Here is a 12185-nt window from a genome sequence, read left to right as displayed (position 1 = left end):
AGCAACGGGTGGGCTGTGGCACGCGGAGAAAGAGACCGGCCGCAGGGGCCTTCCATCCCCAACAGTCACCAATCCGTCACCGGACAGCTACGAGCGGTGTGCACCCTTACGCTCGTGGGCGTGCCCGGACCAGCCGAGAAGGCCACCGAACAGGACCGGCGCGACCTCATCGTCGCGGTCGCGCGAGAGCTGGCCGAGGCGGAGGGCTGGGCGGGGGTGACCACCCGACGGCTCGCCGAGCGGGCCGAGATCGACGTCGGAGACCTCTACCGGCACTTCGCGGATCTGGAGGCGTTGCTCGCCGCCGTCGCCGTGTGCGCCTTCGCCGACCTGGCCGCCGACCTGGCGGAGGCGCACGCGGAAGCCGTCGACGGTCCCGAGGGGGCCTGGCCGGCGGTGGCGACCGCGTACCTCGACTTCGCGTACACGAATCCCGAGGTCTATGACGCGATGCTCGCGCTGACCCCCGACCTGGCCCTCGGCGTCGATGGCGTGCCGGCCGCGCCCAGGGCGGTCTTCGCCGAGCTGCGGGCGGCCCTGACCCCGCTGGCCGAGGGGCGTGATCCGGACGTGCTGGCCGAGATGGGCTGGAGCCTGCTGCACGGTGTGGTGATGCTGACCAGGGGTGGGCGGCTGCGCCCCGACGCGCAGGAGGAGCGGGAGACGATGATCGCGGAACGGTTGCTGAGGTGGCCCCGACCGGTGGGCGGAAAGTCGCTGGGTACGTCGGACGATCTGCCCTAAAGTCCCCGATCGTCGGAGGAGTTGATCACGAGGAGCTGGCGGCATGACGGTGGACGCGACGGCGCGGCGGCAGGCGAAGGTGCTGATCTTCGATGCGGACGACACGTTATGGGAGAACAACGTCGTCTTCGAGCGGGTGATCGACGACTTCCTGGCCTGGCTGGACCACCCCACCCTGGACCGGGCCGAGTTGCGGGCCGTTCTCGACGACATCGAGCGGGCCAACGCGGTGGCGCACGGCTACGGCAGCAAGGTGTTCCTGCGCAGTCTGGCGGAGTGCCTGGAGCGGCTGCGCGAACGGCCCGCGACTGAGTTCGAGCGTCAGGAGATCGACCGACTGGCCGTGGCACTCGTCGAACACCGGGTGGAGCTGATGCCCGGTGTGGCCGAGGCGCTCGACGAACTGGCCGTCCGGCACGAGCTGCTGCTGCTGACCAAGGGGGATCAGGCGGAGCAGCAGCGCAAGCTCGACGCCTGTGGCCTGCTGCACCACTTCCGGGCCGCGCACATCGTCGCCGAGAAGAACGTCGAGACCTACCGGTGGCTGGTGCGGGAGCACGGCTTCGACCCGTCCGGTGCCTGGATGATCGGCAACTCCCCGAAGTCGGACATCCTGCCGGCACGGGCTGCCGGGCTGAACGCGGTGTTCATCCCGAACGAGAACACCTGGGTGCTGGAGGACGACGAACTGGACCCGACCGACACCGGCGTCCTGCGGCTGGCCTCGTTCCGCGACCTGCTGCGGCACTTCTGACCCCACCGAAGCCGAACAGCGCCCGCGATCATGATCGTGTTACGCCCACATGCCGGTTTTTCACCCTGGGGTAAGTCACGCCCCGGGCCGTACGGCTCGGCTTGTCCGGCCGTCGCGGCCCCGCCTAGCCTGGGCCGGCGTCCACGACCCTTCGAGGTGTGTCGGGGCGCACCGGCGCTCGGCGGGTGGGCACCGTGGAGCTGAGTGCAGAGCGGCCGGCTGTCCCCGTTGCCGCGCGTGGCCCCGTGCCACGCCCGAGCGGCGGGGCGCCGTAGCTGTCCGCTCCTCTGCCGGACAGCCGGGGGTCAGGGCCGGGTAGTTGCGGACCCGGTCCTGACCCGACTCAGCCGGCCTCGCCCCGGACGATCGCCACCGCCACTTTGCAGAACTCGTCCATGTCCGGGTTGAACCCGGCCGCGATGTCGGGATGCAACCCGGAGCGGGTCTCCTCCAACAGTCGCTGGCAGACCTGCTCGACCGGCTCACCTGCGTAACCGCTGCGGATCCGGTCGGTGGCCGCCTGAAGCGCCGAGGTCAGCTGGTCCTCCAGCGGGCCCCGCAGCTTCTGCTGCACAGGGTCGAGCCCGCGGGGGTCGAGCGTGACATGTGGCTCCGACATCGGTGCTCCCTTCGTCGGCGTCCGCGGTACCCCACCACGGACGTCGGTCAAACCCCGGTCGGTACGGCGGCGACCCGCACCTGGTACGAAAAGTCCTCCGCCGGCTCCTCGTGGTACGACAATCGGCGGATCTGCCGGTCGTCGGCGTAGAGGGCGACGTCCACCAGGACGCCGAGGTGGGTGAGGCCGATGGACGACACCCGCTTCTTGTCCTGCAGGACCGCGCAGACGCCGCCGAGCAGGGTGCTGGCGTCGGCCGTACGGTGCCCGGGCGGGCAGCGCAGGACCAGGTCCACCTCGATCGGCCCGGGCAACGGCGTCCAGCCGGTGCGCTGGGCCGCGGTGAGAGCGGCCTGGAGCAGGGTGCGGACCCTCGTCGCCTGCCGATGCCCGGCGGCGAAGATGGACAACGCTTCGGTCTTGACCGGTGGCAGGCCGCTCACCTCGAACGTCAGGGCGAGAGCGCGGGTGTCCTGCACGACGGCACCTCCTCGTTGGGACGATCCTGCCGAACCGGGGCAGCGGCGGTGGGACGTTCCCGCGATTACCAACCGATCGGGCAGGCTGGGGGTCGGCCGGAGGCGTGTCGACGGCGGCGGCGAACGCGCTGACTGCGGCGCTAGGAAAACGCTAGCTGACGTCGCCCGCGCTCGGTAGTCGGTCGTTCACCCGGTTGGCCGCGGCGTGAAGGCGCAGAACTCGTTGCCCTCCGGGTCGGCCAGCACCCACCACCAGTGGGCCTTGTCGACCGGCTCCCGCAGCAGGGTCGCACCCGCGGCGAGCAGCGCGGTCGGCTCCGGGTCGACCAGGTCGACGTCCCAGTGCAGCCGGTTCTTGACCGTCTTCGGCTCGGGCACCCCGGCGAACACCCAGTAGTCCCAGGGGAACCCGGACGCGCCGACCACCCCCGCGTGGGTCCCCTCGTCCTCGACGGTGCCGCCGACCACCCCGGCCCACCAGGTCGCCTGCGCGACCGGGTCGATCGAGTCGACGACCAGCTCGAACGGGCCCGGCCGGGCGCCGTCGCGGGCCGGGAACGCACAGAACGGGTTGCCCTCCGGGTCTTCCAGCACCCACCAGGTCACCTCGCCGCTCGGCTCGCGGACCAGTCGGGCGCCGTCCGCGAGCAGCGCCGCCGGGTCCGCGTCGGCCAACCGCAGATCCAGGTGTACGCGGGTCTTGCCGACCCTCGGCTCGGGCACCCGGTTCACCCAGATCGACTCGGCGTTCGAGCGCGCCGAGCGCGGGTCCACCCGGGTGTCGCCGTCGCCGGCATCGGCCACGTCACCGTCGAGCATCCGGGCCCAGAAGGCGCCCAGGGCGAGCGGGTCGGCGGCGTCCAGACAGAGGTCCTTGAAGCGTGCGATCACCGTCCCAGCATGCCTGGTCCGGGCGGGCCTGTCCGCGCACGACCCACCTCGACCTCCAGCGCCGCCGTCCTTCCAGGGTCTGCGGTCTTCCGTGCCCGCCGTCTCCTGAGGCTGCGGTCCCAGCGCTTGATCGACTCGGCTTCCTGGAAGGCGGGGTTTCCCGGCGCGGTGACACCGCGGTCTCCGGGAAGCGGAGTCGATCAAGCGCCGGGCGGGGTTTCCCGGCGCCGTGACACCGCGATTTCCAGGAAGCCGAGTCGATCGCGCGCGCGGGCATCTCAGGGCACGGCGAAGACGCCACGTCGTCGCGCCGGCTCCTCGCCGTGACAGCCAGGTTTCGCGACTCCGCAGGTGGGGCAGAGTAGCCGCACGGAGCATCCGGGTCGGGGTGTTTCCGCAGCCCCCTGGCCCGGAATCGTCTCGCCGTGCGCCGGGGCACGGATGGCCCCTCCCCGGTTTTCGCCGAAGAGAGGGGGAGGGCGATGACGGACCCCGAAACGGCTCGACACCGACGCCGGCCGATTGTTCGGCTTGGGGCGGCGGCTGCCACGCTGGCGCTGGTCGCACCACTGGCCGCGTGCGGCGCCGACGACGCTGGTGGCCCACCGACGATCAACCTGTACTACTCGCCGGAGCAGAACCTGCAGAAGGTGGTCGACGACTGCAACGCGCAGGCCCAGGGGCGCTACGAGATCGCCTACCGGGTGCTGCCTCGGCAGGCCGACGACCAGCGGGTGCAGATGGTGCGCCGGCTGGCCGCCGAGGACAGCGGCATGGACCTGCTCGGCCTGGACGTTACCTGGACCCAGGAGTTCGCCAGCGCCGGCTGGATCCGTGAGTGGACCGGCCAGGACAAGGCCGAGGTCGAGCAGGGCACCCTCGCGGGGCCGCTGGACACCGCCCGCTACGAGGACAAGCTGTACGCGGCACCGAAGAACACCAACGTGCAGTTGCTCTGGTACCGCAAGGACCTCGTGCCGCAGCCGCCCACCACCTGGGACCAGATGATCAGCGCGGCGCAGCAGCTCAAGGACCAGGGCAAGCCATACCGGGTGCTCACCATGGGCGCCCAGTACGAGGGTCTGGTCGTCCTCTACAACACCCTGGCCAAGAGCGCCGGCGGAAAGATCCTCAGCGACGACGGTAAGCAGGCCGTGATGGACGACGGCACCGTGCGGGCGTTGGAGCAGTTGAAGGAGTTCGCCACGTCGGGCGTGACCTCGCCGTCGTTCAGCAACGCCACCGAGGACCCGGTCCGGTTGGAGTTCCAGTCCGGCTCGGGTGCGTTCCAGGTGAACTGGCCGTTCGTCTACCCGGCCATGCAGGAGGCCAACCCGGAGCTGGCCAAGCAGGTCGGCTGGGCGCGGATCCCCGGCATCGACGAGGGCACCCCCAGCAAGGTCACCATCGGTGGGTTCAACCTGGCGGTCAGCTCCTACTCCAAGCACCCGGAGATGTCCTTCGAGGCGGCCCGGTGCATCCGCAGCGCCGAGCACCAGAAGTTCTCCGCCATCAACGACGGTGTGCCCCCCACGATCGAAGCCGTCTACGACGAGCCGGAGATGACCGAGGCGTACCCGATGAAGGACACCATCCTGGAGGAGCTGAAGGACCCGGCCACCCGGCCGTTGACGCCCGCCTACCAGAGCATCTCCACCGTCATGTCGGCGATTCTGTCGCCGCCGTCGGCGATCAACGGGCAAAAGACCGCCGACGAGCTGCGCGACGCCATCGCCGACGCCCTCCAGTCGAAGGGGGTGCTGCCGTGAGCGCGTGGAGTGAGCCGTTCCTGCGAGCCCCGCAGTCGCGAAGGAAGGTGGCCCCGTGAGCATCAACGCCACACCGACCGGCGCCGATGTCGCCGCCGAGGAGACCGACCGGTCCGCCGGCCGGCCCGCCACCGTCCCGAAGCAACGCGGCGGCCGTGGCAAGGGGCCGTTGAGTGAGAACAAGAAGGCCGAACGCCGGTTGGGTCTGCTCCTCTGCGCACCCGCCGCGCTGGTCATGGTCCTGGTGACCGCGTACCCGATCATCTATTCGGTCTGGCTGTCGTTGCAGCGTTTCGACCTGCGCTTCCCCGACCAGCGCGAGTTCATCGGGCTGGAGAACTACGTCACAGTGCTCACCAACGAGTTCTGGTGGACCGCGTTCGGGGTGACCGCGCTGATCACGGTGGTCACCGTGGCCGTCGAGCTGGTGCTCGGCATGGGCCTGGCGATCATCATGCACCGCACCCTGATCGGGCGCGGCCTGGTCCGGACCTCGGCGCTCATCCCCTACGGGATCGTCACCGTGGTCGCCGCGTTCTCCTGGCGGTACGCCTGGACGCCCGAGACCGGGTACCTGGCCAACCTGTTCAGCGACGGCGCGCCGCTCACCGAGCGGGCCAGCTCCTTGGCGATCATCATGCTGGCGGAGATCTGGAAGACCACCCCGTTCATGGCGCTGCTGCTGATGGCCGGCCTGGCGCTGGTGCCGGAGGACCTGCTCAAGGCCGCCTCGACCGACGGCGCGACCGCCTGGCAGAAGTTCACCAAGGTCATGTTGCCGGTGATGAAGCCGGCGATCCTGGTCGCGTTGCTGTTCCGCACCCTGGACGCGTTCCGGGTCTTCGACAACATCTTCGTGCTGACCGCCGGCGGCAACGAGACGTCCTCGGTGTCGATGCTCGCCTACAACAACCTGATCCGGGGTCTCAACCTCGGCATCGGCTCGACGATGTCGGTGCTGATCTTCATCACCGTGGCGATCATCGCCTTCGTCTTCGTGAAGCTGTTCGGCACCGCTGCCCCGGGCAGCGACGACGGGGAGAGGCGCTGACATGGCCACCGGTACCGAAACCACCACCCGGGCGAAGCTGCGCTGGGGGCTGCTGGACGTCCTGGTGGTCGTCTTCGCGCTCGTCCCGGTGCTGTGGATCGCGTCGCTGTCGTTCAAGACGCCGGCCACCCTCACCGACGGGAAGTTCATCCCCCGGGAGTGGACGCTGGACAACTACAAGACCATCTTCGACACCGACCAGTTCGTCCGGGCCCTGGTCAACTCCATCGGCATCGCGCTGATCGCCACGCTGATCGCTGTGGTGCTCGGGGCGATGGCCGCGTACGCCATCAGCCGGCTGGACTTCCCGGGCAAGAAGCTGCTGGTCGGCGTCTCCCTGCTGATCGCGATGTTCCCGCAGGTGTCGCTGGTGTCGCCGCTGTTCGAGATCGAGCGGCAACTCGGCCTCTTCGACACCTGGCCCGGGCTGATCCTGCCGTACATCACTTTCGCGTTGCCGCTGGCGATCTACACGCTGTCGGCGTTCTTCAAGCAGATCCCGTGGGACCTGGAGAAGGCCGCGAAGATGGACGGCGCCACGCAGGGGCAGGCGTTCCGGCGGGTGATCGCCCCGCTGGCCGCGCCCGGGCTGTTCACCACGGCGATTCTGGTCTTCATCTTCTGCTGGAACGACTTCCTGTTCGCCATCACGCTGACCTCCACCGAACGCGCCCGTACGGTGCCGGTCGCCCTGTCGTTCTTCACCGGCGAGTCGCAGTTCGAGGACCCCACCGGGGCGATCTGCGCCGCCGCCGTGGTGATCACCGTTCCGATCATCCTGTTCGTTCTCTTCTTCCAGCGCCGCATCGTGTCCGGTCTGACCTCCGGCGCAGTCAAGGGATAGGTGAGTAGTCATGGCTGACATCGTGCTGGACAAGGTGAGCAAGAGTTTCCCGGACGGGACCGTCGCCGTGCAGGACGTCGACCTGGAGATCGCCGACGGCGAGTTCGTGATCCTGGTCGGCCCCTCGGGCTGCGGAAAGTCCACCACCCTGAACATGATCGCCGGGTTGGAGGACATCAGCTCCGGTGAGCTGCGCATCGCCGGGCAGCGGGTCAACGACAAGGCACCCCGGGACCGGGACATCGCCATGGTGTTCCAGTCGTACGCGCTGTACCCGAACATGACAGTGCGGGAGAACATGGCGTTCCCGTTGCGGCTGGCGAAGATGGACAAGGAGACCATCAACCGGAAGGTCGACGAGGCGGCGAAGGTGCTGGAGCTGACCTCCCTGCTGGACCGCAAGCCGGCCAACCTCTCCGGCGGTCAGCGCCAGCGGGTCGCGATGGGTCGCGCGATCGTTCGGCAGCCCAAGGCCTTCCTGATGGATGAGCCGCTGTCCAACCTCGACGCCAAGCTGCGGGTGCAGATGCGCACTGTGGTGTCCCGGTTGCAGAAGCAGCTCGGCACCACCACCGTCTATGTCACCCACGACCAGACCGAGGCGATGACCCTCGGCGACCGCGTGGTGATCATGCGCGGTGGCGCGGTGCAGCAGGTCGGGCCACCGCAGGAGCTGTACGACCACCCGCGCAACCTGTTCGTCGCCGGGTTCATCGGCTCGCCGTCGATGAACTTCCTGCACGCCGCCGTGCAGGACGGCAGCCTGCACACCGCCCTGGGTGATGTGCCGCTCGGCGACCGGGTCCGTCGGGAACTGGAGTCGGCCGACGCACCCCGCGAGCTGATCCTCGGCATCCGCCCCGAGCACTTCGAGGACGCCGAACTGGTCGACGACGACACACGCCGCCGGGGCATGGAGTTCGAGGCGCCGGTGGACATCGTCGAGTCGATGGGCTCGGACAAGTACGTCTACTTCACCGTGGAGGGCGAGAAGGCCAGCGCCGCCGAGTTGGAGGAGTTGGCCGCCGACGCCGGTGCCGCCGACTTCGCCGGAGGTGGCGGCAACCTGGTGACCCGGCTGTCCGCGGAGTCGGCGGTCGCCGAGGGGCAGTCGCGACGGGTCTGGTTCAACCTGGAGAAGATTCACCTGTTCGATCCGGCCACCGGGCGCAACCTGACCCTGCGCGACGGTCGGGCGGCGGGGGCGCTCGACGACTGACGGCGCCCAGCGTGGTGGGGCCGGCGGGTTCGCCCGCCGGCCCTCGCCGTGTCCTGCGCCGCGCGTCCGGTCGTGGCAAGGTGGTCGGAGGTCGAGTCGTGAGGCGGGGGGCGGGATGAACCGACGACTGGCCGCGCTGGCGAACGCGCACGGCGTGTCCACCTGGTACGAGGACTGGCGGCACCGCCGTGTCGAGGTCGCACCGGAGACCGTGGTGGGCGTGCTCGGGCTGCTCGGTGTGGACGCCACGAGCCCGGCCGCCATCGCCGACGCGCTCACCGCCGCCCGTGCGGTCGACCGAGGCGCACTGCCGGAGACGGTGGTGCTCGCCCACGGCACCACCCGGGCACTGCCCGGCCCGGGTGTCGTCACCCTGGAGGACGGCGGCCGCCGCGCGGTCGACAGCGAGCTGCCGGGGGACCTGCCGTTGGGTTGGCACCGGTTGGCCTGCGCCGGCCGCGAGGCGACGCTGGTGGTGGTGCCCCGTCGGCTGCCGGTGCCGCCACACACCTGGGGTTGGATGCTCCAGCTCTACGCGCTCACCTCGGAACGCTCGTGGGGCATGGGCGACCTCGGCGATCTCGCCGAGTTCACCGGTTGGGCCGGTGACACGGGCGCGGGGCTGGTGCTGCTCAACCCCCTGCACGCGGTTGGGCCGGCGCACCCGGTCGCCGCCTCGCCCTATTCGCCCGCCAGTCGACGCTTCGTCAACCCGCTGTACCTGCGGGTCAGCGACACGGCCGCGTACCGTGCGGCGGACCCGGCCACCCGGGCGGTGGTCGACGCCCTGCGCCCCGACCGTGGGGATCTGATCGACTACGACCAGGTGTGGGCCGCCAAGCGGCACGCCCTGGAGCTGCTGCACCCGTACGCCCAGCCGGTCGACCTTGCCGCGGACCCTGCGCTGGCCAGCTTCGCCACCTGGTGCGCGCTCGCCGAGCGGCACGGCAACGACTGGCGTGCCTGGCCGGAGGACCTGCACCACCCGGACGCCCCGGCGGTCGCCGAGCAGCGTCGGCAGCTCGCCGACCGGGTGGCCTTCCACGCCTGGTTGCAGCACCTGTGTGACGAGCAACTGGACGCCGTGACGGCGGCGGCCCGGGCGGCCGGAATGCCGGTCGGCGTGGTGCACGACCTGGCCGTCGGCATCGACCCCGGAGGCGCGGACGGCTGGCAGCTCGCCGACGTGCTGGCCCAGGGTGTGCGGGTCGGCGCGCCGCCGGACGACTTCAACCAGCTCGGCCAGGACTGGGGGCTCGCCGCCTGGCGTCCCGACCGGCTCGCCGCCACCGGGTACACGGCCTACCGGGACATGCTGCGCCGGACCCTGCGACACGCGGGTGGTCTGCGGGTCGACCACGTCGCCGGCCTGTGGCGGCTGTGGTGGGTGCCGCCGGGCGCCGGCGCGGCCGAGGGCACCTACGTGCGCTACGACGCCGAGGCGATGCTCGGCATCCTCGCGCTGGAGGCGCACCGGGCCGGCGCGGTGGTGGTCGGGGAGGATCTCGGCACCGTCCAACCTGCGGTGACCCGTGGGCTGCGCGGGCGCAACATGCTCGGCTCGACAGTGCTGTGGTTCGCTCGCGACGACGACGGCGGGTTCGTCCCGCCGGCCCGTTGGCCGCGCAACGCCCTCGCCACGATCTCCACACACGACCTGCCCACCGCGCCGGGTTTCCTGACCGGCGAGCACGTCCGGGTGCGCGACGAGTTGAAGCTGCTCGGCACCGACGTGGCGGTGGAGCAGGCCCGGGCCGCCACCGACCGGGAGCGGCTGCTGGACATGCTGCGTGCCGAGAGCCTGCTGCCCGACCCGGCGCCGACCGCCGAGCCAGCGTCGCCCGGTGCGGCTCCGACACCCGACGACGGCGAGGTGGTGGTGGCGATGCACGCCGCGCTCGCGGCCAGCCCGACCCGGTTGCTCGGCGTCTCCCTCTACGACGTGCTGGGCGAGGTGCGCCAACCCAACATGCCGGGCACTGTGGACGAGTATCCGAACTGGCGGCTGCCACTGCCGAAAACCGTGGCGGAGATCCGCTCGGATCCTCGGGTGACCCGGATCGTCGATCTGCTCAGCACCGCCCGCCCACGACGGGCCAACAGGTCCCCGACCGAGGATTGACGCGGCGCGGTCAGGTCAGCCAGTCGAAGCGGGGAGGCAGCCCGAGGAAGTCCGCGTACCGTCCGAGCGCCTGCTCCACCCGAGCCCGCGCCGCGGCGTCGAGCGTCGTCAGCGGCTGGACCGTCACGGTGACCGCTGCGCGGCCGACCTTGCGCTTCCACACGCCCACCACCCGCCCGGAGCGGACCACTGTGGCCTGGAAGATGCCGTTGTTGCCGGGCACCACGGCCGCCTGGTGCGCGGGGTCGAGCATCAACGAGCGGTCCCGGTAGCCGAGCAGGTATTCGTCGAAGCCCGGCAGCACGATCATGTCGTCCGGCGGGGGAGGCGCGGTGTCGGCCAGCGCCGCGTCGACGTGCATCGGCTCGCCGTCGACCCGTACCGTGCTCAGCAGGTCATCGGCGGCGGCCAGGCCGCGCCGCGCGTCGGTCAGGGTGAGGCCGGTCCAGCCGGCGAACTCGCGGGCGGTGACCGGCCCGTGCCCGCGGACGTAGCGGTGGGCGAGCAGGGCCAGCGCCTCGTCCCGTTCCAGGTGGCGTGACTCGGGCGCCCACTCGTCCAGCAGCGCGAAGGTCTGTTCGGTGCCCAGACTCGGTGCCACGCAGGTCACCCCGCGGACACTCGCATACCACAGCAGGTGGTATCCGCGCTGGCCGTCGGTCCCGATGCCGGCGGCGCGCAGGGCGGCGAGGCACTGCGCGCGGGTGAGCCGGCCGCCACCGGCCAGGGCGCTGCCGAGGACATCCACCGCCCGGTCCGCGTCGGTCTCGGTGAGCCCGAGCTGCGCGCGCCGGGTCGCCGCGCCAGCCAGCGAGCGTACGCCGGTCAGCTCCAGCATCCAGCGGGCGTCGGCGGGAGGGACGAGGTGAACGGTGCCCCGCATCGGCCAGGTGCGCAGTGCCTCGCGTCGCTCCAGCGCTGCCTGCACGTCGACGACGCTCTGCCCGGGCAGCCGCGCGCCCAACGACCACAGGCCGCTCGCCAGGTCCTGCGCCTGCATCGCGCCGAACCACTGGACCACCCCGGCGACGTCGCCGGGCCGGATGCTCGGGTGCGGGCGCAGCAGCAGACTCGTCATCCGCAGATCGAGCGCCTCGGACGCCGTCAGCTCCCTCGTCATCGGACTTCCTTCCCCGCAGGTGGTTGCGCCAGGTTAGGGCACCCGACCGACAGTGGGCCTGCGGCGATGGCCCGGCTGGGCTGGCATAAAGGCCCAGGCAGTGGGAAGGCGGTCACCCGGAAGTGCGCGCGCCGCGCGTACGGAAGGGAGTCCCATGACTGCCGCAAGTGAACCGGCCGGGTCGCGGACCCACCGGGCGTCCACCACCGCCGCCAAGACCAGCGCGGCCGCCACCTTCGCGCTGGTCTTCGGGGTGGCCGGCCTGCTCAGCGTGCTGACCGCCATCCTCGCCTGGATCGGGCTGGTGCTCGGCATCATCGGCATCATCCTCGGCATCGTCGGGCTGAAGATGGCCCGCCGGCCAGGGGTGACCGGCCGGGGCGTGGCCATCGGCGGCCTGGTGTTGAGCATCCTGGCCGTGCTGATCGGCCTGGGCCTCGCCGCGGGCATCACCACCTTCGTCAACAACGACACCGCGGTGGACCGCCTCCAACAGCAGGTCGACGACCTACGCGACAAGCTCGACTGACCCACCCGCTCCGGCGGGCACGCACCGGTGAGCATGATGACTGT

12 protein-coding genes are annotated in these 12185 nt (G+C 70.9%); 8 read left to right on the top strand and 4 right to left on the bottom strand.

The window, feature by feature from the left end; genetic code table 11:
• The first annotated feature begins 120 nt into the window (after positions 1-120).
• Together CLT68_RS28505 and CLT68_RS28500 are read left to right on the top strand one after the other, a co-directional pair.
• A complete protein-coding gene (locus tag CLT68_RS28505; protein WP_307871442.1) occupies positions 121-744 on the top strand; it encodes a TetR/AcrR family transcriptional regulator in 624 nt (207 codons plus the stop codon).
• Positions 745-787: 43 nt separating this feature from the next.
• Positions 788-1498 (top strand): HAD family hydrolase, encoded by a 711-nt coding sequence (locus tag CLT68_RS28500; RefSeq protein ID WP_088949128.1) that lies wholly within the window; start codon positions 788-790, stop codon positions 1496-1498.
• Between the two features lie 343 nt (positions 1499-1841).
• Here CLT68_RS28500 and CLT68_RS28495 read toward each other — a convergent pair whose 3' ends face one another.
• The 3 genes from CLT68_RS28495 to CLT68_RS28485 form a co-directional block, all read right to left on the bottom strand.
• Positions 1842-2117, bottom strand: coding sequence for a hypothetical protein (locus CLT68_RS28495; RefSeq protein ID WP_088949127.1), 276 nt, complete (start codon positions 2115-2117; stop codon positions 1842-1844).
• Between the two features lie 47 nt (positions 2118-2164).
• On the bottom strand, positions 2165-2596 hold the full coding sequence (locus tag CLT68_RS28490) for a RusA family crossover junction endodeoxyribonuclease (protein WP_099855598.1): 432 nt from the start codon (positions 2594-2596) through the stop codon (positions 2165-2167).
• A gap of 186 nt (positions 2597-2782) precedes the next feature.
• A complete protein-coding gene (locus tag CLT68_RS28485) occupies positions 2783-3487 on the bottom strand; it encodes a VOC family protein (protein ID WP_099855597.1) in 705 nt (234 codons plus the stop codon).
• A 482-nt stretch (positions 3488-3969) separates the two neighbouring features.
• Between CLT68_RS28485 and CLT68_RS28480 the strand changes: the two genes are divergently transcribed.
• The 5 genes from CLT68_RS28480 to malQ all read left to right on the top strand — a co-directional run bounded on the left by CLT68_RS28480 (position 3970) and on the right by malQ (position 10492).
• Positions 3970-5256, top strand: coding sequence for an ABC transporter substrate-binding protein (locus CLT68_RS28480; RefSeq protein WP_099855595.1), 1287 nt, complete (start codon positions 3970-3972; stop codon positions 5254-5256).
• 55 nt (positions 5257-5311) lie between these two features.
• Positions 5312-6307: a carbohydrate ABC transporter permease gene (locus CLT68_RS28475; protein ID WP_099855593.1), complete on the top strand. Its 996-nt coding sequence runs from the start codon at positions 5312-5314 to the stop codon at positions 6305-6307.
• 1 nt (position 6308) lies between these two features.
• Entirely contained in the window at positions 6309-7151 is an 843-nt protein-coding gene (locus CLT68_RS28470) for a carbohydrate ABC transporter permease (protein WP_099855591.1), read from the top strand.
• A gap of 10 nt (positions 7152-7161) precedes the next feature.
• Positions 7162-8370: an ABC transporter ATP-binding protein gene (locus CLT68_RS28465; RefSeq protein WP_099855588.1), complete on the top strand. Its 1209-nt coding sequence runs from the start codon at positions 7162-7164 to the stop codon at positions 8368-8370.
• A gap of 115 nt (positions 8371-8485) precedes the next feature.
• A complete protein-coding gene (gene malQ, locus CLT68_RS28460) occupies positions 8486-10492 on the top strand; it encodes a 4-alpha-glucanotransferase (RefSeq protein ID WP_099855585.1) in 2007 nt (668 codons plus the stop codon).
• A 10-nt stretch (positions 10493-10502) separates the two neighbouring features.
• On the opposite strand, the gene CLT68_RS28455 is transcribed toward malQ, so the two are convergent.
• Positions 10503-11612 carry a winged helix DNA-binding domain-containing protein gene (locus tag CLT68_RS28455; protein ID WP_099855583.1) on the bottom strand — a complete coding sequence of 370 codons (1110 nt, stop codon included), beginning with the start codon at positions 11610-11612 and terminating at the stop codon, positions 10503-10505.
• A gap of 154 nt (positions 11613-11766) precedes the next feature.
• Between CLT68_RS28455 and CLT68_RS28450 the strand changes: the two genes are divergently transcribed.
• Positions 11767-12141: a hypothetical protein gene (locus CLT68_RS28450; RefSeq protein ID WP_099855580.1), complete on the top strand. Its 375-nt coding sequence runs from the start codon at positions 11767-11769 to the stop codon at positions 12139-12141.
• Positions 12142-12185 lie beyond the last annotated feature (44 nt).

The sequence above is a fragment of the Micromonospora sp. CNZ299 genome, assembly GCF_002754415.1.
Note: the sequence above shows the minus strand (reverse complement) of the source record. Positions and strands in the feature narration are given on the sequence as shown.

Bases quoted from the DNA above. Each gene is read 5' to 3' on its own strand.
- CLT68_RS28500 (WP_088949128.1), top strand. From the start codon at position 788: ATGACGGTGGACGCGACGGCGCGGCGGCAGGCGAAGGTGCTGATCTTC.
- CLT68_RS28495 (WP_088949127.1), bottom strand. From the start codon at position 2,117: ATGTCGGAGCCACATGTCACGCTCGACCCCCGCGGGCTCGACCCTGTG.
- CLT68_RS28480 (WP_099855595.1), top strand. From the start codon at position 3,970: ATGACGGACCCCGAAACGGCTCGACACCGACGCCGGCCGATTGTTCGG.
- CLT68_RS28470 (WP_099855591.1), top strand. From the start codon at position 6,309: ATGGCCACCGGTACCGAAACCACCACCCGGGCGAAGCTGCGCTGGGGG.
- CLT68_RS28465 (WP_099855588.1), top strand. From the start codon at position 7,162: ATGGCTGACATCGTGCTGGACAAGGTGAGCAAGAGTTTCCCGGACGGG.
- malQ (WP_099855585.1), top strand. From the start codon at position 8,486: ATGAACCGACGACTGGCCGCGCTGGCGAACGCGCACGGCGTGTCCACC.
- CLT68_RS28455 (WP_099855583.1), bottom strand. From the start codon at position 11,612: ATGACGAGGGAGCTGACGGCGTCCGAGGCGCTCGATCTGCGGATGACG.
- CLT68_RS28450 (WP_099855580.1), top strand. From the start codon at position 11,767: ATGACTGCCGCAAGTGAACCGGCCGGGTCGCGGACCCACCGGGCGTCC.